At 40.3% G+C, this 22,221-nt stretch carries 24 protein-coding genes; 6 read left to right on the top strand and 18 right to left on the bottom strand.

Annotation, left to right across the window (positions count from 1 at the left end; genetic code table 11):
- The first annotated feature begins 107 nt into the window (after positions 1-107).
- The gene (gene msrA / locus SB028_RS01580; RefSeq protein WP_171729965.1) at positions 108-734 is read left to right on the top strand and encodes a peptide-methionine (S)-S-oxide reductase MsrA; all 627 of its coding nucleotides are present in this window, start codon (positions 108-110) and stop codon (positions 732-734) included.
- A 150-nt stretch (positions 735-884) separates the two neighbouring features.
- Positions 885-2,264: a hemolysin family protein gene (locus tag SB028_RS01575; RefSeq protein ID WP_069369865.1), complete on the top strand. Its 1,380-nt coding sequence runs from the start codon at positions 885-887 to the stop codon at positions 2,262-2,264.
- 79 nt (positions 2,265-2,343) lie between these two features.
- On the opposite strand, the gene SB028_RS01570 is transcribed toward SB028_RS01575, so the two are convergent.
- Complete coding sequence (locus SB028_RS01570) at positions 2,344-2,550, bottom strand: DUF1107 domain-containing protein (protein ID WP_069369866.1); 207 nt, start codon at positions 2,548-2,550, stop codon at positions 2,344-2,346.
- Between the two features lie 283 nt (positions 2,551-2,833).
- Here SB028_RS01570 and SB028_RS01565 point away from each other — a divergent pair, with 283 nt between their 5' ends.
- Complete coding sequence (locus SB028_RS01565) at positions 2,834-3,394, top strand: YtfJ family protein (RefSeq protein ID WP_077885165.1); 561 nt, start codon at positions 2,834-2,836, stop codon at positions 3,392-3,394.
- 53 nt (positions 3,395-3,447) lie between these two features.
- Here SB028_RS01565 and cysQ read toward each other — a convergent pair whose 3' ends face one another.
- Positions 3,448-4,188 carry a 3'(2'),5'-bisphosphate nucleotidase CysQ gene (gene cysQ, locus SB028_RS01560; protein ID WP_318860130.1) on the bottom strand — a complete coding sequence of 247 codons (741 nt, stop codon included), beginning with the start codon at positions 4,186-4,188 and terminating at the stop codon, positions 3,448-3,450.
- Positions 4,189-4,330: 142 nt separating this feature from the next.
- A complete protein-coding gene (locus tag SB028_RS01555; protein WP_006535733.1) occupies positions 4,331-4,951 on the bottom strand; it encodes a peptidylprolyl isomerase in 621 nt (206 codons plus the stop codon).
- A gap of 260 nt (positions 4,952-5,211) precedes the next feature.
- Between SB028_RS01555 and SB028_RS01550 the strand changes: the two genes are divergently transcribed.
- On the top strand, positions 5,212-6,660 hold the full coding sequence (locus SB028_RS01550; RefSeq protein WP_069369868.1) for an NAD-dependent succinate-semialdehyde dehydrogenase: 1,449 nt from the start codon (positions 5,212-5,214) through the stop codon (positions 6,658-6,660).
- Positions 6,661-6,805: 145 nt separating this feature from the next.
- Here SB028_RS01550 and zinT read toward each other — a convergent pair whose 3' ends face one another.
- From zinT to SB028_RS01535, 3 genes are read right to left on the bottom strand one after another with little or no spacing between them, the layout of a single operon-like run.
- Positions 6,806-7,453, bottom strand: a complete 648-nt coding sequence (gene zinT, locus SB028_RS01545) for a metal-binding protein ZinT (RefSeq protein ID WP_069369869.1) — start codon at positions 7,451-7,453, stop codon at positions 6,806-6,808.
- Between the two features lie 4 nt (positions 7,454-7,457).
- Positions 7,458-7,583 carry a type B 50S ribosomal protein L36 gene (ykgO, locus tag SB028_RS01540; RefSeq protein ID WP_006535739.1) on the bottom strand — a complete coding sequence of 42 codons (126 nt, stop codon included), beginning with the start codon at positions 7,581-7,583 and terminating at the stop codon, positions 7,458-7,460.
- A gap of 10 nt (positions 7,584-7,593) precedes the next feature.
- Entirely contained in the window at positions 7,594-7,842 is a 249-nt protein-coding gene (locus tag SB028_RS01535) for a type B 50S ribosomal protein L31 (RefSeq protein WP_069369870.1), read from the bottom strand.
- A 235-nt stretch (positions 7,843-8,077) separates the two neighbouring features.
- Between SB028_RS01535 and SB028_RS01530 the strand changes: the two genes are divergently transcribed.
- Both SB028_RS01530 and SB028_RS01525 read left to right on the top strand, forming a co-directional pair.
- A complete protein-coding gene (locus SB028_RS01530) occupies positions 8,078-9,778 on the top strand; it encodes a hypothetical protein (RefSeq protein ID WP_318859754.1) in 1,701 nt (566 codons plus the stop codon).
- 61 nt (positions 9,779-9,839) lie between these two features.
- On the top strand, positions 9,840-10,484 hold the full coding sequence (locus SB028_RS01525; protein ID WP_286139130.1) for a LysM-like peptidoglycan-binding domain-containing protein: 645 nt from the start codon (positions 9,840-9,842) through the stop codon (positions 10,482-10,484).
- Positions 10,485-10,566: 82 nt separating this feature from the next.
- On the opposite strand, the gene rplI is transcribed toward SB028_RS01525, so the two are convergent.
- The 12 genes from rplI to hfq all read right to left on the bottom strand — a co-directional run bounded on the left by rplI (position 10,567) and on the right by hfq (position 22,198).
- Positions 10,567-11,016 carry a 50S ribosomal protein L9 gene (gene rplI, locus SB028_RS01520; protein WP_023583606.1) on the bottom strand — a complete coding sequence of 150 codons (450 nt, stop codon included), beginning with the start codon at positions 11,014-11,016 and terminating at the stop codon, positions 10,567-10,569.
- A 40-nt stretch (positions 11,017-11,056) separates the two neighbouring features.
- Positions 11,057-11,284: a 30S ribosomal protein S18 gene (gene rpsR, locus SB028_RS01515; protein WP_000135199.1), complete on the bottom strand. Its 228-nt coding sequence runs from the start codon at positions 11,282-11,284 to the stop codon at positions 11,057-11,059.
- A 4-nt stretch (positions 11,285-11,288) separates the two neighbouring features.
- Positions 11,289-11,609: a primosomal replication protein N gene (priB, locus tag SB028_RS01510; protein ID WP_069369873.1), complete on the bottom strand. Its 321-nt coding sequence runs from the start codon at positions 11,607-11,609 to the stop codon at positions 11,289-11,291.
- An 8-nt stretch (positions 11,610-11,617) separates the two neighbouring features.
- Positions 11,618-12,016, bottom strand: coding sequence for a 30S ribosomal protein S6 (gene rpsF / locus SB028_RS01505; RefSeq protein WP_023583607.1), 399 nt, complete (start codon positions 12,014-12,016; stop codon positions 11,618-11,620).
- A 163-nt stretch (positions 12,017-12,179) separates the two neighbouring features.
- Entirely contained in the window at positions 12,180-12,923 is a 744-nt protein-coding gene (gene rlmB, locus SB028_RS01500) for a 23S rRNA (guanosine(2251)-2'-O)-methyltransferase RlmB (RefSeq protein WP_069369874.1), read from the bottom strand.
- A gap of 92 nt (positions 12,924-13,015) precedes the next feature.
- Positions 13,016-15,508 carry a ribonuclease R gene (gene rnr, locus SB028_RS01495; protein ID WP_069369875.1) on the bottom strand — a complete coding sequence of 831 codons (2,493 nt, stop codon included), beginning with the start codon at positions 15,506-15,508 and terminating at the stop codon, positions 13,016-13,018.
- A 39-nt stretch (positions 15,509-15,547) separates the two neighbouring features.
- A complete protein-coding gene (gene nsrR / locus SB028_RS01490; RefSeq protein ID WP_036914714.1) occupies positions 15,548-15,976 on the bottom strand; it encodes a nitric oxide-sensing transcriptional repressor NsrR in 429 nt (142 codons plus the stop codon).
- A gap of 427 nt (positions 15,977-16,403) precedes the next feature.
- Positions 16,404-17,702, bottom strand: a complete 1,299-nt coding sequence (locus SB028_RS01485; RefSeq protein WP_069369934.1) for an adenylosuccinate synthase — start codon at positions 17,700-17,702, stop codon at positions 16,404-16,406.
- A 456-nt stretch (positions 17,703-18,158) separates the two neighbouring features.
- The gene (gene hflC, locus SB028_RS01480) at positions 18,159-19,163 is read right to left on the bottom strand and encodes a protease modulator HflC (protein WP_069369876.1); all 1,005 of its coding nucleotides are present in this window, start codon (positions 19,161-19,163) and stop codon (positions 18,159-18,161) included.
- Between the two features lie 2 nt (positions 19,164-19,165).
- Positions 19,166-20,440 carry an FtsH protease activity modulator HflK gene (gene hflK / locus SB028_RS01475; protein WP_069369877.1) on the bottom strand — a complete coding sequence of 425 codons (1,275 nt, stop codon included), beginning with the start codon at positions 20,438-20,440 and terminating at the stop codon, positions 19,166-19,168.
- Positions 20,441-20,532: 92 nt separating this feature from the next.
- On the bottom strand, positions 20,533-21,816 hold the full coding sequence (gene hflX, locus SB028_RS01470) for a ribosome rescue GTPase HflX (protein WP_109394715.1): 1,284 nt from the start codon (positions 21,814-21,816) through the stop codon (positions 20,533-20,535).
- Between the two features lie 94 nt (positions 21,817-21,910).
- Positions 21,911-22,198 (bottom strand): RNA chaperone Hfq, encoded by a 288-nt coding sequence (gene hfq / locus SB028_RS01465; protein ID WP_023583613.1) that lies wholly within the window; start codon positions 22,196-22,198, stop codon positions 21,911-21,913.
- Positions 22,199-22,221 lie beyond the last annotated feature (23 nt).

The raw sequence follows: 22,221 nt of genomic DNA, 5'->3' as shown, positions 1-22,221 counted from the left end.
ATGAATTGACGACAAACTATTTTAAGCTTTATTGTAGATTTAGTTTATAACAATATTAAGCCTTTACCATAGTAAAGCGTTTACAAATATAAAAACTGGAGTCTACCTTGCAACATAAAGCTTACCAACCAGAGAATGCCTTAAGGGGTACATCAACACCATTAGAAATATCTGCTAATCATGCAGTAAATGGGCATTCTATTAATGAGATCCCTAAAAAAATGAGTATCGCTTATTTTGCGATGGGGTGTTTTTGGGGAGTTGAACGTCTTTTTTGGCAGCAAAAAGGTGTTTATTCAACAAGTGCAGGTTATAGCGGTGGTGTAACAGAAAATCCAACCTATCAACAAGTTTGCCAAGGTTTAACAGGCCATAGTGAAGTGGTGAGAATTGTTTTTGATCCCTCGGTGATTAGCTATTCACAACTTTTGGCTCTTTTTTGGGAAAACCACAACCCATCACAAGGTATGCGTCAAGGTAACGATATTGGTAGCCAATATCGTTCTGCCATTTACACTGTTGATGCAGAGCAATATGAACAAGCTATTGAGTCCAAAAAACGTTATCAACAAGCAATGAATATTCAAGGTGTGACTGAAGCAATCACCACAGAAATTCAGCCAGCGGGTCCTTTTTATTTTGCTGAAGATTACCACCAGCAATATTTATACAAAAATCCACAAGGTTATTGTGGTTTAGGTGGGATAGGCATCTGTTATCCTCCCGAAAAGTAAAACTAGCAGAAAATAGTAGGGCGATGATATAATTACGCCCTCTTATCTCTCTTTGTGACTAATTTCATCACAATATATTGATTTATCTTCTATTTTTAACACTCCAGTATTACCCTTTGGATTAAATACTTGGGGTGGTGTGAGCCTTATATGCTTAATAGTTTACTCATTGTGCTTTTGCTTTGTGCTATCAGCGCCTTTTTTTCGCTGTCTGAAATCTCTCTTGCTGCTTCTCGTCGAATTAAGCTCAAACAACTTGTTGATGAGGGCAATATTAACGCCGCACGCGTATTAAAGATGCAAGAAATGCCGGGCATGTTTTTTACCGTCGTGCAAATTGGATTAAATGCCGTCGCTATCTTAGCGGGTATTGTTGGCGAATCAGCATTCTCTCCTTCATTGAAAAACTTTTACCTCCAGTTTTTTGAAGAACCATTAGCGCAACAACTGGGATCTATTTGTTCCTTTATTATTGTCACATCGATGTTCATTTTATTGGCTGACTTAACCCCCAAACGCATTGGTATGATAAAACCAGAAGCGATTGCATTAAGAATTGTGAACCCCATGCGTTTCTGTCTTGCCTTTTTCCGCCCTTTGGTGTGGTTATTTAATGGTATGGCAGATCTTATTTTCAAATTATTTAAAATCCCAATGGTCAGAAATGAAGACATTACTTCTGATGATATTTTTGCCATTGTCGAAGCCGGTGCGGTTGCGGGGGTTTTACGCAAACAAGAGCATGAGTTGATTGAGAATGTCTTTGAATTAGAATCTCGTACAGTCCCCTCCGCAATGACACCACGAGAAGATGTTGTCTATTTTGATCGCGAAGAAACAGAAAGCGATATCAAAGAGAAAATTGCGACCCAGCCTCACTCTAAATTTTTAGTTTGTGAAGGTGATATCGACCATATTATTGGTTATGTAGATTCTAAAGAGCTTCTTAATCGCGTTATTAACGGACAAAGCCTAAATCTCAATGAAGGTGTTCATATCCGTAAGGCACTGATTATTCCTGATACCTTAACGCTTTCAGATATGCTGGAAAGTTTTAAAACATCTGGTGAAGACTTCGCGATCATTCTTAATGAGTACGCGATGGTGATGGGGGTCATTACGTTAAATGATGTAATGACAACCTTAATGGGCGATTTAATTGGGCCAGGGCAAGAAGAGCAAATTGTGAGTCGTGATGAACACTCATGGTTAGTTGAAGGCGGTACGCCAATTGATGATGTCATGCGTGTACTTGATATCGACGATTTCCCAGATTCAAGTAACTACGAAACCATCGCAGGTTTTATGATGTATCGCTTACGTAAAATTCCGAAACGCACGGATTATGTGAAGTTTTCAGGATATAAATTTGAAGTTGTTGATATTGATAATTACAAAATAGATCAACTGCTTGTCACCAAAATTGATGATATTCCACCTGTTAAGCCTGTTTTACAAGAACATGTCCCTGTTATGCAGACAACAACCGAAGTCGATACAAAGGCAGATGAGAATAAAACGGCGAGCTAAAAAGTAACGAGTTGAAATTAATAACTGAGTCTTATCGAAGGCACTCACGAGAAAGACTCAGTTATCTATTAGATAAAAGTTAGCCCATTTCTGCTTTCAGTAAAATGACCTGCTGGTTCACTTCACTCATGACATTAAAATGTAGCTTATCTCTTATTTTAGGTAATAAAATTTTACCGTAATCGAATTCAAATGCACCCATTCCTTTGATGTAAAACCGTCCACGAAATAATGTCTTAACGTAGAGAGCAATTTTTTCAGGGTTATAGCGATTGAAGATTTTCATCTTTCAGTTAGTCTCCCATGCTCGTTGTTGAGTTTAATAAGTCATAAAGACTTATCTTTATATATCAAATTTAAAGACCTAATTATAAGTACTAGGTTCAACTTATTTGATTTCCTTATCTGTTTTTACATTTATTGACAGTAAAGAATATAAATAAAGATAGTGTGTACGCTATTTTACCCACTCAATGTTAAATAATTGTATCAATGATGAGGTATTATTCCTCACTAGCTTCTATGCTTAGATAGAAACTAACGTCGATTTCAATAATAGGACAATGGCTATGCACAAAATAACCTTAGCTGCTCTTTTATTCAGTACATCTACATGGGCATTTGCACATAACATCACTGAAAATACACTACTTCCCGCGGTCACAATTAATGACAAAGGTGAGCTACTTTATGACACAACCAAGGATAAGTTTAGCTATCAAAACTGGAACAGTGGTCTGCTCAGTGGAAAAGTACGTACTGTTCAGCATATAGCAGGACGTAGCAAAGCTAAGGAGATGAATGCGCCGTTTATTGAAGCCGTAAAACTGGCTAAATTCCCACATGACAATTATCAAACGACAACAATTATTAATACTGATGATGCAGTATTTGGTACCGGCCCATTTGTTCGTGGTAGTGTTGAAGACAGTAAAAAAGAATTTCCTTGGTCACAGTTTATTGTTGATGCCAATGGTGCTGCATTAAAAGGCTGGGGATTAGAAAAAGAGAGTTCAGCTATTGTTGTTTTAGATAAACAAGGTAAAGTCCGTTTCGTCAAAGAAGGTGTATTAAGTGGTGCCGAAATTACAACCGCAATCAACCTTATCAACGATTTAATTAAAGAATAATTCCTGTGTCAGAGCCCTTGTTAAACAAAGGGCTCCGATTTCTTAAATTGGTACTAAAAGATAGACACTCTAAATCCTGGATTTATCAGTGACTCTTTTGGGGAATAATCTAACGTTACTCCTTTCCAATCCGTAACATGTGCGCCTGCTGCAATCGCAACAGCATGACCTGCTGCGGTATCCCATGTATGCGTAGGTCCAAAGCGGGGATAAAGCTGTGCTTTGCCTTCAGCAACAAGACAAAATTTTAGCGATGAGCCGACCGCGACCGTTTGATGTTCACCTAGCTGTGATAAATATTCTTTTAACTCGTCATCTTGATGAGAACGGCTGATCACTATCACAGGGGGTTCAGCCTGACTTGCATGAATAGGTAATCGCTGGCCGCACACTTCTTTCCATGCCTGCTTATTTGCTGCTGCATATAACACATTTTGCACAGGTGTATAGACAACCCCTAAAACAGGAATACCTTTTTCAATTAAGGCAATATTTACCGTAAACTCACCATTTTTACTGATAAATTCTTTAGTGCCATCTAGAGGATCAATCAACCAATAGCGCTCCCAATGACGGCGAACTTCCCATTCAGGTGGATCTTCTTCAGATAATTGAGGTATATCAGGAGCAATAGAAGCAAGTCCTTGTTTAATAATTTGGTGAGCGGCCAAATCAGCCTCTGTGACAGGTGAATTATCACTTTTTTCCTGTACTTGGATAGGCTCTGATTGCTGGTAGATTTGCATTATCGCCATACCGGCTTGGCGGGCTATTTTGCTGACTTGTTCTAACATCATGCACCTCTCTTATTTCTATAAGCAGATAACTTCTCTTATAAAAATTAATTACTCTACAGTCTCTTTATTTTAGCCCAAAGACAACAATAGCCGGCAAAAACCGGCTATTCTTTACTCTAATCCACTGCAGAATAAGAAATTATAAAATTTCTAATAATTCTACTTCAAATACTAATGTTGCGAATGGAGGGATAGCCGCACCTGCTCCACGTTCGCCATAAGCTAATTGGTAAGGAATATATAATTCCCATTTTGAACCGACTGGCATTAATGTTAATGCTTCAATCCAGCCTGCGATAACGCCATTTACAGGGAATTCAGCCGGCTGTCCACGTTGAACTGAGCTATCAAACACAGTTCCATCAATTAAACGACCCGTGTAGTGAACACGAACATGATCAGTACGTGCAGGAATTGCACCTTCACCCGCTGTCAGTACTTTGTACTGTAAACCTGATTCTGTAACTTGAACACCTTCGTTTTTCACATTTTCTTCTAAGAAAACTTTACCAGCATCAGCCAACTCTGCTTGGCGTTCTTGACGAACAGCTTCAGCACGCTCGTGCATAGTACGTAAAGCGTTGTGTAATGTTTCAACAGGTACAGAAGGCGCATTACCTTCTAATGCATCGGTCAAGCCAGCTAACAGTGCTGCGGGCTCTAATCCTTGAAGACCTGATTCAGTCAGTTGTTGACCGACTTGCAGACCAATACCGTAACTTGCCTGTGATTCAATAGAATCAAATGATGGTTTTGACATGAAAAATACCTGTTTTTTATGAAAGTTAGATCCAAGAATAACAGTGGTAAGGTACAGCGTAAACCTTCAGTCTTGAGTAATGGGAATTATTCATTAAAAACGTAAGCCATTACCCCTATTCTCCGCTTTTTGACATTTTTTTATTAGCATTTGTCATACTTATTTTCACAACATAGCAACACAGGCATATAATTATAAATAGGCACAGAGCTGCCTAGCCTTATAAATATCAATATATAATGTGTTCAGAGAGGTATTAAGTGAAGATAACGACAAACCCCTATTTCCGCGAACAAGGCTATATTGATGGTCTTTGGTGTAATGCTAAAAACAATGAAACTGTTGAGGTTATCGATCCTGCCACGGGTACTTTACTTGGTACTATACCCAATATGGCAACAGAAGAAGCAATAATGGCTGTTGATGCTGCACAAAAAGCCTTACCCAAATGGCGCGCACTTACCGCACATCAGCGCGGAGCATTATTGCAAAATTGGTTTAGATTAATCACTGAAAATAAAAGAAAACTGGCTGAATTAATGACTTTTGAGCAAGGTAAACCTGTCGCTGAAGCGGAAGGTGAAATTGCTTATGCAGCTTCTTTTATCGAGTGGTTTGCAGAACAAGGTAAAAGAACAAACGGTGAAATTATTCCTTCACCTTCTGCTGATAAACGTTTGATGGTAATTAAACAAGGTATTGGTGTTTGTGCGGCTATCACGCCTTGGAACTTTCCAGCCGCTATGATCACCCGCAAAGCCGCTCCTGCATTAGCTGCGGGTTGCACTATGGTAATTAAGCCTGCCAATGAAACACCTTATACCGCATTGGCGTTAGTGGCGTTAGCGGCTCAAGCAGGTATTCCCGCTGGTGTGATTAATATTGTGACTGGAGATGCGATTAAAATTGGCGAAGTCTTTACCTCTGATAACCGTGTTCGCAAATTAAGTTTTACAGGTTCTACGGGGGTAGGACGTTTATTAATGCGCCAATGCTCAGATAGTGTAAAAAAAGTCTCTTTAGAATTAGGCGGTAATGCCCCCTTTATCGTGTTTAATGATGCTGATATTGATAAAGCTGTTGAAGGAGCAATGGGCGCTAAATTCCGTAATGCAGGGCAAACCTGTGTTTGTGCTAACCGTTTTTATATTCACAAAGATGTTTACCAACAATTTAGTGAACGCTTTGTTGCCGCTGTTAAAAAGCTTAAAGTGGGAAATGGTTTTGAAGAAGGTGTCACTATTGGACCTCTTATTAATCGCAAAGCGGTTGAGAAATCACAATCTTTACTCACTGACACGTTAAAACGCGGTGCAACACTGCTTTGTGGCGGAGAAAGTGATAAAGCGGGTGAAAATTTTTTCCAGCCTACGGTTGTTGGTAATGTCCCCGCCGATAGTCATATTCTTGAAGAAGAGATCTTTGGTCCTGTAGCGCCTTTAGTGGTGTTTGAAAATGAAGATGATGTGGTGCACTTAGCCAATAATACTATTTATGGCTTAGCAGCCTATTTTTATAGTGAAAATCCACAACGCATTTGGCGTGTTGCTGAAAATTTAGAATACGGCATGGTCGGAATTAATACGGGTTTAATCTCCAACGAAGTTGCCCCATTTGGTGGTATTAAACAATCAGGTTTAGGCCGTGAAGGTTCTGAACACGGTATTGAAGACTATATGGAAATGAAGTATCTCTGCCAGGGGTTATAATCATTTTTAACGCTATTTAACTGATAAAAGTAAGTCAGCAAGGATGCTACTGCTTTTTCTTTTTTATCATTATTTTTAAGGAAGAATACCCTCGATAATAACCAAGGGTATAAGGTGTCAGCGAAATGTTCTTATCAATTAGTGATCAGTGGTAAAGCATCTCGTGAACAATATCATCTGCTTTCATTGAATAAGGATAATATGTTGGCCAGTTATTGAGTTCTTTAAGCAATTCATCTTGCGATGTGTTCCCCATATATAAATGAAAATGCCCTGCTTTTTCTGGTGCAATAATATGATCACTAAATTGAATAAATTTTGGCGCTTGGCTTTTAGGATCATCACATCTAAACAAGTAACGAACCCCTTTTTTACCCGATTCATAATGTAAAATACGATAACCATCATAGTGATATTCGCAACTATCAACTTTTTCGCTACGATGAAACTCAATAATATTGTTTTCAATACCAATCATATCTACATCAGTTTTATAGCCCTGTGTATAGTAAGCGCGATATTCTGCCATCGTTTTGTCTTTTTTCGTTTCTGCTTTCTTTTGTAAAACCTCATCGAGTTCGCCACTGAGAAGGTAAGGCTCCACAGATTGCCATACGCCATCCCAATCACTGAGTTGGCGATCGAGAACATCCTTATCTTCAAAAATTCCATTCGCAGCATTTCGTTGGGCTTGTGTTTGGACTTTTTCATGATGGTGGCTATGTGCTAAAACAGACATAGCACTCCCCAATATTCCCATAATTAAAACACAAGAAAAAATAGGCTTTGGCATAATCTTACCCCTGAACGGCCTTAAAACGTGGATTTGACTTACAAATGACATAAAGGCGGCCACGACGACGCACTACTTTACAATCTGGGTGACGTTGTTTTGCACTTTTTAATGAACTTAATACTTGCATTGTTTCTTCCTTACTTAATAAATTGACCAAAACGTTTATTAAAGCGTGCCACATTACCTTCTTGAGAATGCGTCTTTTGCTTACCGGTATAAAATGGATGTGATTGAGAAGAGACATCTAATGTCACATAAGGGTATGTTTTCCCTTCATACTCTACTGTCTTTTCTGTTTGGATGGTTGAACCCACTTTAAAATAAGCATCTGCACTCGTGTCATGGAAAATCACTGTCCGATATTGAGGGTGAATACCGAGTTTCATAATAAACCTCGCTTTATTGTAATGTTATAATATTACATTTAAGAGTGTTGCTAATGTACCGCGTTTTAATTTTATTGACCAGTTTTTTTTGATTTGATCTTTTATATCAAGAAGAGAAACATATTTTTGATGGGAATTTTTTAAGTGATATAAGTGGATTTTCTGTCTTTTTTTGTCCCACTATCCTATTTTCCGCTAAAGTTATACTAAGACGGCAAAACAAATAGGGCGTATTATGACTAATTGGCGCGATAAGCTTTTCAGTAAGTCACCTCTGTCTATCGACCTCACAATAGACTTTCCTAACGTTTATCCTTCTTCTATTCCTTCAATTCTTTCACAATTAGCACCTTATGAAATAGGTGATACACCTTTACCCGATGAATTAAATCTATTGTCATGCGCGCACCTAAAAATAAAACCTGATGATAATTCAGTACCTTTTAGTTGGTCAGCAGGCGCTCGTGAAGGCATTATTTTGCACCAACGAATAGGTAAAGCAATTGAACAACAGCCTTCTCAAAAAGCATGTGAGGAATTTGCATTGTCACTCTATCATGCAATCAAACATGTCGTTCTTTTGCCAGATAAAGAGCATGTCGAGTCTTTTTATTTAATATCCTGCCAAGATAAACTGGCACCGATTACCTATATTGCATATCTGATAGATAAAATAGAACAAGATGAAACACTGATTAATAATGAAATCTATTTTCAATTCATCTTATGGCTCTTGAAGTTAAGTCCTGATAAAAACCCGATCAAAATCGCTTTAGGACTATTAGGATCGTTCAACGACAGTACTTCTCAACGTTTGCTTTTATTGTTTTCCCTTCATCCTGAATTTACACTTTATGCTATTCGTTCGCTAAAACAGCGCCTTTCTTGTGAAGAATTTGAGCCTTTTCTATATTCCCTTGGTCAACGAACTAAAGGCTGGGGACGTATTCAATTTATCGAACATCTACCTTCAACGCTGTCTGTTAATAATCGCTATTGGTTGCTGACTGAAGGATATAAAAATAATGTAATGACAGAATATGTCGCCTATGATTGTGTCACAAAAGGGGCATTATTAGAGATGTTGCACACGCATCCTTTAGATAATGACTTACTGCTTGGTTGTAGCGATCTTGTACGCGCATTGATTAATGGAGGCCCAGCAAAAGACATCTATGATTATGTAGAAGGCGCTCAAGCGTGTAATACTTTTATTTCACAAGTCGATACTTTGCCACCTAAAGAATTAAAACACTTATATTGCGTCTGCGAAATCGCCGATTTTGTGCAAAGTCGTGGTGAAGATTGGCTATTGCTCGAGTCTCTTGGCTGGGACGATCATTGCCAACAACAAATTATCTCCGTTTCACAAAGAATTATTCAAAAACCAGAATGGTCGACGTTCATTATCGAAGCATTACAAAGTCCTTCACGTTCAAAAAATTACCAAGCAAGCCTTGTTGCTAAATCTCTGCATCTTGATATTTGGGAATTGCTCTTCTCACTACAAAAAGAGGATCCCAATGCAGATTGGTGGCACCAATTAATGCAAACAGATACTTCTCACAAAATAGAAAGAGTAGTGAAACTTGCAGAACAACAAATTGAATTAATGGCATTTGATAGCACAGATGATCCATTAACAGCTACCGACACTGAATATCGGTCTCATCATGCCGTTGAATATATTATGCAGGATCTTGGTGGTTTTCCTGGTATCGGCTGGTCACTTATCAAAAGGCAATTACGCAGCCCGACATTGCGTGATAGAAATATGGCGCTGAATGTTCTTTCAACATGGTCTGACACATTATTGCCTCATGATCTTTATGGTGAATTAACCCAAGCTTTAACCATAGAAACGGATAAAAATGTGTATCAACGTATGAAACTATTTTTAGTTAACCATCAAGGAAATAAAAACATTAACAATTAGAGCGGATAGATAATTCTGAAAAGAATTCAGGGAGCAGGTAAGGATCATGGTTCGTGCTAGTATGGCTACAAGGAATAAAAAAGATGTTACAGCAATTCATAATACTGATTCACAGAGCAATAATGAGGTGAATATGGGCAAATTCCCTGGCTTACATCGTCGAGCAATACTGGTTGTTGCAATTGCTTTATTAGTCGTGTTTTTTTGGCCGACCAGTGAAAACACGAGTGAGCCACCTCAACCCGCATCGTCAACGCATGATCTCCCTGTGCCAATCGCATCTACAAATGATCCCGTGTATCAAACACCGATCCCTCAAACACAAGATAGTTTAAATGCCGAGCCGGACGTTTCGCCATCAATAGAGGATCCAACGACAAAAGATCCGGAGGAAAACATTGCTCAAACAACGCCATTACAAAACACGCAATCAATACCCGCGCAAACATGGCAAACTTATACCATTAAAGAGGGGCAAACTTTAGCGCAACTTTTTAGAGATAATCAACTACCTGTTAATGATGCATTCTCTATGGCGAAGTCAGAAGACCAACAAAAATCATTAAGCCAATTACGCTCAGGGCAATCTATTCGTTTACAGCGTAATCCACAAGGTGATGTCAGTATGCTAGAAGTGACAAATAGTGCGGGTACTGTGATCACTTACACACGTTTGAGTGATGGAAGTTATTACCGTACACCATAGTAAGAAGGGTATTTTATTTACCAAAAAAAACGCCAGCTAAGCTGGCGTTTTTCTTTATCAACATTAACTGTTTAATCAGAGATTATTCAGCAACGATGATAACATTCAGTTCAGCGAATACGTCACTGTGAACTTGGAAGTGAACTTCGTGGTCACCAGTAGTACGCAGAACGCCATTTGGTAGGCGAACTTCGCTCTTACACATTTCAACGCCAGCAGCAGTTACTGCATCAGCGATGTCACGAGTACCGATTGAACCAAACAGTTTACCTTCGTCACCCGCTTTAGAGCTGATAGTGACAGAACCCAGTGCATTGATCTTCGCTGCACGAGCTTCAGCTGCTGCTAAAGTTTCAGCTAATTTAGCTTCTAACTCAGCACGACGCGCTTCGAAAAACTCGATGTTTTTCTTAGTCGCAGAAACAGCTTTACCCTGTGGGATTAAATAGTTACGAGCATAGCCCGATTTTACGTTAACCTGATCACCCAGGCTACCCAGATTCGCTACTTTATCAAGCAGAATAATTTGCATTACCTTATCCTCTACAAGTCATTAATGGACTATATACCTATTACTGATGACGATCAGTATAAGGTAATAAAGACAGGTAGCGTGCGCGCTTGATAGCACGAGCCAGCTGACGCTGGTATTTTGCACGAGTACCGGTGATACGACTTGGTACAATTTTACCACTTTCAGTGATATAGTTTTTCAGCGTAGCGATATCTTTATAATCGATCTCTTGTACGCCTTCTGCTGTGAAACGGCAGAACTTACGACGACGGAAATAACGTGCCATATGGCTAGTCTCCAGAATCTATCAATTCAATCTGCTCGGCATGAAGCACCAATTTAAACAATCCATTTCGCGCCTGATGGCTACTAATGAATCCAGAAACGGTGATTTGACTGCCGACCGTTATACTGTGAGTAACTGCTTGTAACGCTTTCCCGCTAACAACAATGGGCATTCGGCACCATGATTGTCTTTTCAATCCCGCCTCTTCTTGAATTGAACGATGTTCAATAACAAATTGACAGTGCGGGATCCCAGCGGGGCTAACTTTTCGAATTAATGCTTTGCACACTGTGCCAGTTAGCACCAAATGATTATTAGCCGTCACAGCACTAATTACTCTTCAGAATCCTCTGCTACATCATCAACTTCATCTTCATCATCGAGGTCATCAGCGATATCACGACGGCGTTCGTCTTTTGCTTTAACCATTGGAGAAGCTTCAGTTACTGCGTGTTTAGTACGCATAATCATGTTGCGGAGAACGGCATCGTTGAAACGGAAAGTAGTTTCCAGTTCATCAATCACTTCCTGCGGCGCTTCAACGTTCATTAGAACGTAGTGTGCTTTATGCAGTTTGTTGATTGGATAAGCTAATTGACGACGACCCCAGTCTTCTAGACGGTGGATCTGACCATTTGCATTAGTGATAGCGGTTTTATAACGCTCGATCATGCCCGGAACTTGTTCGCTCTGGTCAGGATGAACCATAAAAACGATTTCGTAATGACGCATTTGATATTGCTCCTTACGGATTTATCAGCCTCCTGTCAGGGTCAGTCACCACCCATGGAGGCAAGGAACTTGTTTAAGTTGTGACTGAAAAAATTGACGCGTCACTATACCCCCGCGGTCAATAAAACTCAAGGGAGTATAGAGAATAAAATAGACTAAGCGATTATTTTACACTAATACGCTGACGCATCGCTTCAAATAAACAGACACCCGTTGCCACAGAAACATTAAGTGAAGACACGGTACCCGCCATAGGGATACTAATTAGCTCATCACAATGCTCACGTGTTAAACGGCGCATACCTTCACCTTCAGCGCCCATCACTAATGCCATTGGGCCTGTAAGTTTGCTTTGATATAAAGTATGGTCTGCCTCGCCAGCTGTGCCGACAATCCAAATGTTTTCTTCTTGCAGAAAACGCAATGTACGAGCAAGGTTAGTCACTTTAATTAAAGGGACACTTTCTGCCGCACCACAAGCCACTTTTTTGGCCGTTGCATTTAATTGTGCAGAACGATCTTTCGGGACAATAACAGCATGCACACCAGCGGCATCTGCACTACGTAAACAAGCCCCTAAATTATGGGGATCAGTGACACCATCCAGCACTAATAAGAAAGGCGTACCAACACTAGCTAATAAGTCTGGTAAATCTTGTTCTTGATACTGACGACCTGGTTTTACTTTAGCAATAATACCTTGGTGAACAGCACCCTCTGTTTGGCTATCCAACCATTGGCGATTCGCCACTTGAACCAGAATACCTTGTGCTTCTAATTCATGAATAACAGGTGTTAAACGGCGATCTTCACGCCCTTTTAATACATAAACTTCTTTAAAACGTGCAGGATCACGCTCAAGTAATGCGGTTACTGCGTGAATACCATAAATAATTTCTTCGCTCATAGCGGTATTTACTCATTAAAAAATAAAAAGGCACAAAACAGATAAAAGGCGGGGTCTCCGCCTTTTAAAAAGAGAACCAGAAGAACGAAACTTTATGCGTTATCGCGTTTGGCAGCGCGTTTAGCTTTAAGTTTTGCCTCTATCTTTTTGGTTTGTGATGATGCTTTCTTACGTTTGCTACTGGCTTTGTCTTTCGCGACTTGGTCTTTTACCGCTTTGTCTTTGCTCGCATTACCTCGACCTGATGATTTGCCTTTTTTGAAGGCACTATCTGGCTCAAAGTTTTTATCCTTGCTTGCATCACGACGACGAGATTTGCTAGAACTGGCATTTTTCTTGTCTTTTTCACCTTTTAGACCACGAACACGGGCTGTTTTACCCGGATTACGCGCAGTACGTGTTGTTGAAATTAAAGAGAAGTCGATAGTACGTTCATCCATACTGACAGCTTCAACTTTCACTTCCACTTCATCGCCAAGGCGATAAACTTGTCCTGAAGACTCGCCAATTAAGCGTTGCCCTACATTATCATACTGATAGTAATCATTATTTAATGTAGAAACATGCACCAGACCATCAATAAACAGATCATTTAAGCGAACAAAGAAACCAAAGCCCGTTACGCTGGTAATAATACCGGTAAACTGTTGACCAATTTGATCCAGCATAAAGTCACATTTCAGCCAATCAGCCACATCTCGTGTAGCTTCATCAGCACGGCGCTCGGTTAAAGAGCAGTGCTCACCTAATTGCAACATGGTATCCATATCACTGTGGTAGCCACCTGTTGGGGTCCAACGTTGCGAACCGTGACCTTTTTCTTTCGCAATCTGATATTTAATTGCACGATGCAGAGCTAAATCAGGATAGCGACGAATTGGTGAGGTAAAGTGCGCATAAGATTTTAATGCTAAACCAAAGTGCCCACGATTTTCAGGATCGTAAATTGCCTGTTTCATTGAGCGCAAAATCATGGTTTGTAGCATTTCGCGATCAGGTCTATCTTCAACCTCTTTCATGACTCGCGCATAATCTGCTGGCTCTGGCGTTAAGCCGCCAGGCAACGTTAAACCGAGTTCATTAAAGACAGAGCGTAAATTCAGGACGCTGTCTTCTTTGGGTTTATCATGAATACGATAAAGTGCAGGTTCTTCATTTTTTTCAACAAAGCGAGCGGCTGCGATATTAGCAAGGATCATGCACTCTTCAATCAATTTATGTGCATCATTACGAACAACAGGCTCAATACGTTCAATTCGACGCTCTGCATTAAAGATAAACTTCGCTTCTTCTGATTCAAAACCAATCGCCCCACGTTGTTCACGTGCTTTATCTAATGCTTGGTATAACTCATACAGATGTTCAATATCTTTAACGATGGGCTTATAGTGTTCACGCAGTTCCTCATCACCTTGAATAATTTTCCACACTTTCGTGTAGGTCATTCGTGCATGAGAACTCATCACCGCTTCATAGAATCTATAAGAAGAAAGACGCCCTTGCTCAGAAACGGTCATCTCACAGACCATACACAAGCGGTCAACCTGTGGGTTTAATGAACACAATCCATTAGATAGAACTTCTGGCAACATCGGTACGACTTGAGAAGGGAAATAAACAGAGTTTCCTCGACTACGTGCTTCTGTATCTAATGCTGTTTGTGGGCGGACATAATAGCTAACATCAGCAATCGCAACCCATAAACGCCAGCCTCCCCCTTTTTTGCGCTGACAATAAACGGCATCATCAAAGTCTCGCGCATCTTCACCGTCAATAGTAATTAAAGGCAAATTACGTAAATCAACACGTCCTTCTTTAGCAGATTCAGGCACCTCTTCTTTTAAATCTGCCACTTCTTTTGTCACTTTTGCAGGCCATGTATACGGAATTTCATGAGTACGTAATGCGATTTCTACCGCAATACCCGTTCCCATAGTTTCACCTAAAATTTCGACGATACGGCCTACGGCTTGAGTGCGGCGAGTTGGCCTTGTTGTGATTTCAACAACCACCACATTTCCCATTCGTGCACCCATGATATCTTCTTTAGGAATAAGGATATCAAAGCTTAAACGGCTATCATCAGGGACGACAAATCCCATCCCTGACTCAATAAAATAGCGACCTACAATTTGGTTATTTCGTGGTTCAATAACACGAACAACACGACCTTCACGGCGACCTTTTCTATCCATACCTAAAGGTTGAGCAAGGATAACATCGCCATGCATTGTTTTTTTCATTTCATCTTGTGAAAGATAGAGGTCATCTTTTTGACCTTCTGCACGTAAAAAACCATAACCATCGCGGTGACCAATGACCTTGCCTTTCCATAAATCAAGGCGCTCAGGTAATGCGTAGCACTGGCGACGAGTAAAAACTAACTGACCATCACGCTCCATTGCTCTTAAACGGCGACGCAACGCTTCTAAGTCTTCTTCACCTGAAATTTTTAACGCTTGTGCTAAATCTTCACGGCTCATTGGTGCCGTGCGTTTTTTCATTTCTTCTAAAATATATTCGCGACTAGCAATTGGAGAGGCGTATTTTTCTGCTTCTCTATCCTGAAAAGGATCTTTTGACATTATGACCTCCAAGCTATCAGATTTGATGAAATAGTCGACTTAAACATCTTCTAATAACAATTTATATAAGGAGCTATTATTTTCAACTAGCTCTGCGAGTGTGTGACGGTCTAACTCTTTCAAAAACTGCTCAATCGCCTGATTCAACACTAATTTTAGTCGACACGCTGGGGTAATGTGACAAAACTCAGCACTACAGTTTACTAATGAAAGTGGCTCTAAAGCACGAACAACCTCACCCACAATGATGTCTGTTGCAGGCTTGCCTAAACGGATCCCTCCATTTTTACCACGAATAGCCTCAACAAAACCTAAATGGCTAAGTTGATTAATAATTTTCACCATATGGTTACGCGAGACACCATAGACTTGTGTCACTTCAGTGATACTCGTCATTTTGCCTTCTGGCAGTGAAGCCATATATATCAATGCCCGCAATCCATAATCTGTAAAACTGGTTAATTGCACAATGACCTCTGAAAAGTGTTTTTCCCTCTTAAAGTCATTAAGGGATAAGTAATTATTAATGAGAATATCATTTTATTAAGCAATATTATGTTTAATTTTTGGACATTTAGCAAAGATATGCTCAAAAGTGAGTGATTTCCCTCTCTCACTTGACTATTAACAAAATAATAGCGATATCACAGGCAAAGAAAAAGCGATACTGTCGATTTTCAACAGATCGCTTTTCTATTTCTGACATTACAGCAATAACATTGTCTTATTATTTCTACTCGTTACTGATAAAACAGAAGCAAAACCGAGTGTAACACTATCTTATCTTATGTGTGTAACGCGTATTTTTATCTCAATTTAACCAACAAACAGATACGAAAAAATCGCCCCTGTCATTTTCAGGGACGATTTTCACATCAAACCAATTTAATACAGATTATGCATCAAAGGGATGACGGAGAATGATCGTTTCTGAACGATCTGGACCAGTAGAAACGATATCAACAGGAACGCCCGTTAACTCTTCTACACGCTTGATATAGTTCAGAGCGGCTTGTGGCAGTTGAGCATGATCTTTCACACCAAACGTCGTTTCATTCCAGCCTGGCATTGATTCATAGATAGGTTCGATACCTTCCCAATCATCAGCGGCTAAAGGTGTGGTATCAATCACTTTACCGTTTGGTAAGCGATAACCTACACACAGTTTCACTTCTTTCAGACCATCTAACACATCCAGTTTAGTCATGCAGAAACCAGACAGTGAGTTGATTTGAACAGCGCGACGAATAGCAACGATATCTAACCAACCTGTACGACGGCTACGACCTGTGGTTGCACCAAATTCTTGGCCTTTCTCACGTAAGAAGTCACCCACTTCATCAAACAATTCAGTTGGGAATGGACCTGCACCTACACGAGTAGAGTAAGCTTTGATAATACCTAATACGTAACCAACATAACGAGGACCTAAGCCTGAGCCTGTTGCCACACCACCAGCGGTTGTGTTTGAAGAGGTGACATACGGATAAGTACCGTGGTCGATGTCTAATAAAGTACCTTGTGCACCTTCAAACATCACTAACTCACCGTTTTGTGTTGCTTTGTACAGTAAGTCCGAAACATCAACAACCATACCTGTCAGAATATCAGCGATTGCCATGATATCGTCTAAGGTTTTTTGGTAATCAACAGGTTCAACTTTGTAGTAGTTGACCAGTTGGAAATTATGATACTCGATGATTTCTTTAAGTTTTTGTGCAAACGTTTCTTTATCAAATAGATCGCCAACACGTAAACCACGACGAGCCACTTTATCTTCGTAAGCAGGTCCAATACCACGGCCTGTTGTACCAATAGCTTTTTCGCCACGCGCTTTCTCACGCGCATTATCTAATGCAATATGATAAGGAAGGATTAATGGGCAAGCTTCAGACAGAAGTAAACGAGAGCGAACAGGAATACCACGATCTTCAAGTTGGGTCATTTCCTTCATCAGTGCTTCTGGCGATAAAACGACACCGTTTGCTATGATGCTAACAACATTTTCACGGAGAATGCCTGATGGGATTAAATGAAGAACGGTTTTTTCACCGTCGATGACTAGAGTGTGACCTGCGTTATGGCCACCTTGGTAGCGAACAACATATTTAGCGCGTTCTGTCAGCAAATCGACTATCTTGCCTTTGCCTTCGTCACCCCACTGGGTGCCCAATACGACAACGTTATTACTCATTTCAAAATACACTCGGTTGCTTAAAAAAGGATTCTACCATCTCAATTCAAGAGTTACAGTAGATTTTATCTAATTATGCCATCCCCGCTTTTAAGCAATAGATTATCTTGCCATTGTCAATATTTTTGCCCGAAAAATCCGCACCACAGACGTATTGTGAATTTTATCAACAGTTTTGATCGCAAAAACAGGAAGCAGAGTGACATAAAAGTGAAAATGGCGAAGAAGACGCTTCGGTATTGCCGAAGGTTTATCTTGAAATGCAATTTTCACTTTATACTATCCCAGCTAAAACCATTTTGGAAACCATTAAGCGTAAATTTTCATCTTTTTATGCACAATTATTTATTTCTTAGCCTAGTTACTAGATTTATCTTATTGATATCAAAAAAAATCCCCCACTTTTAAAGGTGGAGGATTTTATTATTTACTTAAACGGTTTAATACGTTCAGAAATTATTCTTCAATTGCTCGTGCTTTTGTTGGTGCTTTCATATAGCGTAAGAAATCACTATCTGGGCTTAACACCATGACGTCATTACCATCTTGGTTAAAGCTCTTTTCATAGGCACGTAAGCTACGAATGAAGGCATAGAAGTCTGGGTCTTGGTTGAACGCATCAGCAAATAGTTTAGTCGCTTGGGCATCACCTTCACCACGAAGACGTAATGATTCACGCTCAGACTCAGCAAGTGTCTCTGTTACCGTCTTATCCGCAGCAGCACGAATTTTCACAGCTTGCTCTTGACCTTGTGAACGATGACGACGAGCAACGGCTTCACGCTCTGCACGCATACGCTGATAAATCGCTTCCGAAACTTCCATAGGTAAGTTGATTTGCTTGATTCGAACGTCAATCACTTCAATACCTAATGCCGCCATACTGTTCATGTTGATAGCAGGAGCTTGACCTTTAGTTTCTTCAGCCACTTTTTTAGCAGCAATAGCGATTGCATCATCAGCAGCACTTGTATCACGAGAAGGTGTACCTTCATTCAGTGCATTACGAACATCAATGGTTAAACGACCACGAGAATCCGTAATAATTTGGTTCACGCTCATACGACCAATTTCAGAACGTAAACGGTCACTGAATTTACGACGCAATAATGTTTCTGCTTGCGTTGTATTACCACCACCTGTTGCCAAATAGTAAGTACTGAAATCACTGATACGCCATTTCAGATAAGAATCGACCAATAAGTCTTTATTCTCACCTGATAAGAAACGGTCTTGCTGGATGTTCATAGTTTGAATACGTGCATCCAGTTTTTTCACATTCTCAATAAATGGAATTTTAAAGTGAAGACCAGGTTCATAAACAACAGGTTTATTTTCAGCATCACGTACAACTTTCGCAAAGCGTAAAATAATACCACGCTCATACTGTTGAACGACAAACACAGAAGAGTACAACAACGCTAAAATAATAACTGCAACAACAGCGATAACTTTACGCATGATTATTGTCCTCCTTGATTATTGCCGTAAGGCTGACCATAACCGCCATTATGACTACCATATCCACCATTACCATAAGTCGTTGTTGCGGGTTTTTGTGCCGGTGCTGGATTTACAGTTGGAGCAGGTGTGCTAATACGCGCAGGCGCCTCAACTGTATTTGATGATGCGGATTGAGATTGCTGACGTAACATTTGCTCTAAAGGCAACACTAACATGCTGTTACCTTTATCATTAGCGATGACTTTACGTGTTTTTGATAGCACTTTTTCCATCGTTTCAATGTAAAGACGCTCGCGAGTAATTTCAGGTGCAGCACGATATTCAGGTAAGATTTTAGCAAAGCTTGCTACCTCACCTTCTGCTTTCATCACCACACTGGTTTTATAAGCCGTCGCTTCTTCAATCATACGTTGTGCGTTACCTTTTGCTAACGGTAACACTTCGTTTTTATAAGCCTCAGCTTGGCGAATAGTTTTTTGTTCTTCTTCTCGTGCCGCGATTACGTCATCAAATGCCGCTTTTACCGCTTCTGGTGGGCGAGCAACTTGGAAGTTGACGTCCACAATCGAGATACCCATGTTATAAGGACGAATAGTCTCTTCTAATTCTTGACGTGTTTGGTCACGAATTTCTGAACGATTAGAAGTCAGAATTTTTTCCATTTCTGAACGACCAATAACGCCACGGACTGCACTGTCAGTTGCCTGACCTAAGCTGTTAATTGGTGTTGTCAGGTTAAACAGGAATGTTTCTGGATCAGAGACAACATACTGCACGTTTATCTCAACTTGAACCATGTTTTCATCTGACGTTAACATCATGCCACCCGTGGTTAAATCACGGATAGTTTTTACGTTAACAGGCTGAACTTCATCAATGAAAGTCGGTTTCCAGTTCAGACCAGGTTCAACGATTTGGTAAAATTTACCAAAACGAGTCACTACGCCTTGTTCTGCCTCTTTGATAGTATAAAAACCACTTGCAGCCCAAACCACGACAACCGCACCTAATGCAAGAGAAATCAAAAGATTTCCAGCATTGCCACGGGGACCGCCATTTTGGCCAGAAGAGGAGTTTCCACCTTTTTTGCCGCCGAAACCACCAAGTTTTTCACTCAGTTTACGGAACATATCATCGAGATCTGATGCTCCGCGATTCCGACCTCCTTGATTGCCGTTGGAGTTACCGTTGCCATCGCCATTATTATTGCCGCTGTTTCGGTTACCCCACGGGTCGCGGTCTTGTCCGTTGTTACCGGGCTGATTCCACGCCATGTTCTAGCTCCATTATTATGATTAGATTTATCAGGCTTAAGAGCCGATTTCGTCGCCAGCTCTCAGTTAATGTTCATTATTATGGCCGAATATCAGACCACGTAATCCAATAAATTTGGTTCCTGCTTGCAAAGGCGGCGCCAGTCTACCATAGGCATACGTATGATTAGCCCAACTTTACCGTCTTTTTCAATCCATTCACGTTCTATTGACTGTAATTGATAAAAACGACTACGTAAGCGCCCTGTATTTTCTGGCGGTAAACGTAATTCAAAGTGTGCGATCTCACCTGAAAGACGTTCTGTCAACGCCTGATATAACAGCGGAATACCTTCGCCTGTTTGTGCCGAAACCCAAACCCTAACGGGTAAGTTTTCTTCATTTCGATCTATTCTTGGAGTAAAATCTTCAAGAAGATCAATTTTGTTCATAACATGCAGTGTTGGTATTTCTTGAGCATCAATCTCTTCTAATACACTTTCAACTGCATGAATATTTTCCTCAAAACGGCTATCTGCTGCATCAATAACATGAAGAAGCAAAGTTGCTTCTCGCGTTTCTTGCAAAGTAGCTTTAAAAGCAGCAACAAGATCATGAGGTAAATGTCGAATAAATCCAACAGTATCGGCTAATACAACAGTTCCCACATCATCAACTTGAATACGTCTGAGTGTTGGATCTAATGTTGCAAAGAGCTGATCTGCTGCATACACATCTGAACAGGTAATATGGTTAAATAAACTCGATTTTCCTGCATTTGTGTAACCAACAAGGGATAATGTCGGAATATCAGCTTTACTTCGCGCTTGTCGTCCTTGTTCACGCTGACGCTCAACCCTACCCAATCGCATTAAAATTTGACTAATTTTACCTCGGAGTAAGCGGCGGTCTGTTTCTAGCTGAGTTTCGCCTGGTCCTCGTAACCCAATCCCCCCTTTTTGTCTTTCAAGGTGAGTCCACCCTCTGACTAAACGGGTTGATAAGTGACGTAACTGGGCAAGTTCTACCTGTAGCTTTCCTTCATGGGTTCTTGCTCTTTGAGCAAAGATATCAAGGATAACTCCCGTGCGATCAACCACTCGGCATTCACAAAGTCTTTCCAGATTTCGTTCTTGTGCAGGTGTCAGTGCATGATTAAATAAAACAACATCTGCACCACTTGCTTTTACAGCTTCGGCAATTTCTTCTGCTTTACCTTCACCCACATAATATTTAGGATGAGGTGCTTTTCGATTGCCAGTAATAATCTGAACTGGTTTAACACCCGCAGATGTCACCAAAGATTCAAATTCTTGCAAATCATCAACGTCCTTTTCTTGAGAAAAGAAGACGTGCACTAAAACGGCTAATTCGCCACCTTCATAACGATCAAACAAAGGCGAAACCTCTTGGACTTTATAAAAACAGGAAAAAACATAGGTAAAGTCTCCCTACCTATGTTTTTCTTATATCAAGAATAATATTGGATTATTATTCTGCAACATCATCCTGCTGAGCAGTGCCACCATTGTAACCTGTACCCGTTTGGTTCGTGCCTGTGTTGCTATGATGAGAAACAGGACGCGAAGGTACCACGGTAGAGATAGCATGTTTGTATACCATCTGACTTACTGTGTTTTTCAGCAAAATAACAAATTGGTCAAAAGATTCGATCTGACCCTGCAATTTAATGCCGTTTACCAAATAGATAGAAACGGGAACCCTTTCACGACGTAATGCGTTCAGGAAAGGATCTTGCAAAGATTGCCCCTTAGCCATTCTATGTTTTCCTTATTTTGTTG

The organism is Proteus vulgaris, from assembly GCF_033708015.1.
Taxonomy (GTDB): domain Bacteria; phylum Pseudomonadota; class Gammaproteobacteria; order Enterobacterales; family Enterobacteriaceae; genus Proteus.
Note: the sequence above shows the minus strand (reverse complement) of the source record. Positions and strands in the feature narration are given on the sequence as shown.

Excerpts from the sequence above, each read along its gene's own strand:
- SB028_RS01575 (WP_069369865.1), top strand. The coding sequence starts at position 885 with ATGCTTAATAGTTTACTCATTGTGCTTTTGCTTTGTGCTATCAGCGCC.
- SB028_RS01570 (WP_069369866.1), bottom strand. The coding sequence starts at position 2,550 with ATGAAAATCTTCAATCGCTATAACCCTGAAAAAATTGCTCTCTACGTT.
- SB028_RS01565 (WP_077885165.1), top strand. The coding sequence starts at position 2,834 with ATGCACAAAATAACCTTAGCTGCTCTTTTATTCAGTACATCTACATGG.
- cysQ (WP_318860130.1), bottom strand. The coding sequence starts at position 4,188 with ATGTTAGAACAAGTCAGCAAAATAGCCCGCCAAGCCGGTATGGCGATA.
- SB028_RS01555 (WP_006535733.1), bottom strand. The coding sequence starts at position 4,951 with ATGTCAAAACCATCATTTGATTCTATTGAATCACAGGCAAGTTACGGT.
- zinT (WP_069369869.1), bottom strand. The coding sequence starts at position 7,453 with ATGCCAAAGCCTATTTTTTCTTGTGTTTTAATTATGGGAATATTGGGG.
- ykgO (WP_006535739.1), bottom strand. The coding sequence starts at position 7,583 with ATGCAAGTATTAAGTTCATTAAAAAGTGCAAAACAACGTCACCCAGAT.
- SB028_RS01535 (WP_069369870.1), bottom strand. The coding sequence starts at position 7,842 with ATGAAACTCGGTATTCACCCTCAATATCGGACAGTGATTTTCCATGAC.
- SB028_RS01530 (WP_318859754.1), top strand. The coding sequence starts at position 8,078 with ATGACTAATTGGCGCGATAAGCTTTTCAGTAAGTCACCTCTGTCTATC.
- SB028_RS01525 (WP_286139130.1), top strand. The coding sequence starts at position 9,840 with ATGGCTACAAGGAATAAAAAAGATGTTACAGCAATTCATAATACTGAT.
- rplI (WP_023583606.1), bottom strand. The coding sequence starts at position 11,016 with ATGCAAATTATTCTGCTTGATAAAGTAGCGAATCTGGGTAGCCTGGGT.
- rpsR (WP_000135199.1), bottom strand. The coding sequence starts at position 11,284 with ATGGCACGTTATTTCCGTCGTCGTAAGTTCTGCCGTTTCACAGCAGAA.
- rpsF (WP_023583607.1), bottom strand. The coding sequence starts at position 12,016 with ATGCGTCATTACGAAATCGTTTTTATGGTTCATCCTGACCAGAGCGAA.
- rlmB (WP_069369874.1), bottom strand. The coding sequence starts at position 12,923 with ATGAGCGAAGAAATTATTTATGGTATTCACGCAGTAACCGCATTACTT.
- rnr (WP_069369875.1), bottom strand. The coding sequence starts at position 15,508 with ATGTCAAAAGATCCTTTTCAGGATAGAGAAGCAGAAAAATACGCCTCT.
- SB028_RS01485 (WP_069369934.1), bottom strand. The coding sequence starts at position 17,702 with ATGAGTAATAACGTTGTCGTATTGGGCACCCAGTGGGGTGACGAAGGC.
- hflC (WP_069369876.1), bottom strand. The coding sequence starts at position 19,163 with ATGCGTAAAGTTATCGCTGTTGTTGCAGTTATTATTTTAGCGTTGTTG.
- hflK (WP_069369877.1), bottom strand. The coding sequence starts at position 20,440 with ATGGCGTGGAATCAGCCCGGTAACAACGGACAAGACCGCGACCCGTGG.
- hfq (WP_023583613.1), bottom strand. The coding sequence starts at position 22,198 with ATGGCTAAGGGGCAATCTTTGCAAGATCCTTTCCTGAACGCATTACGT.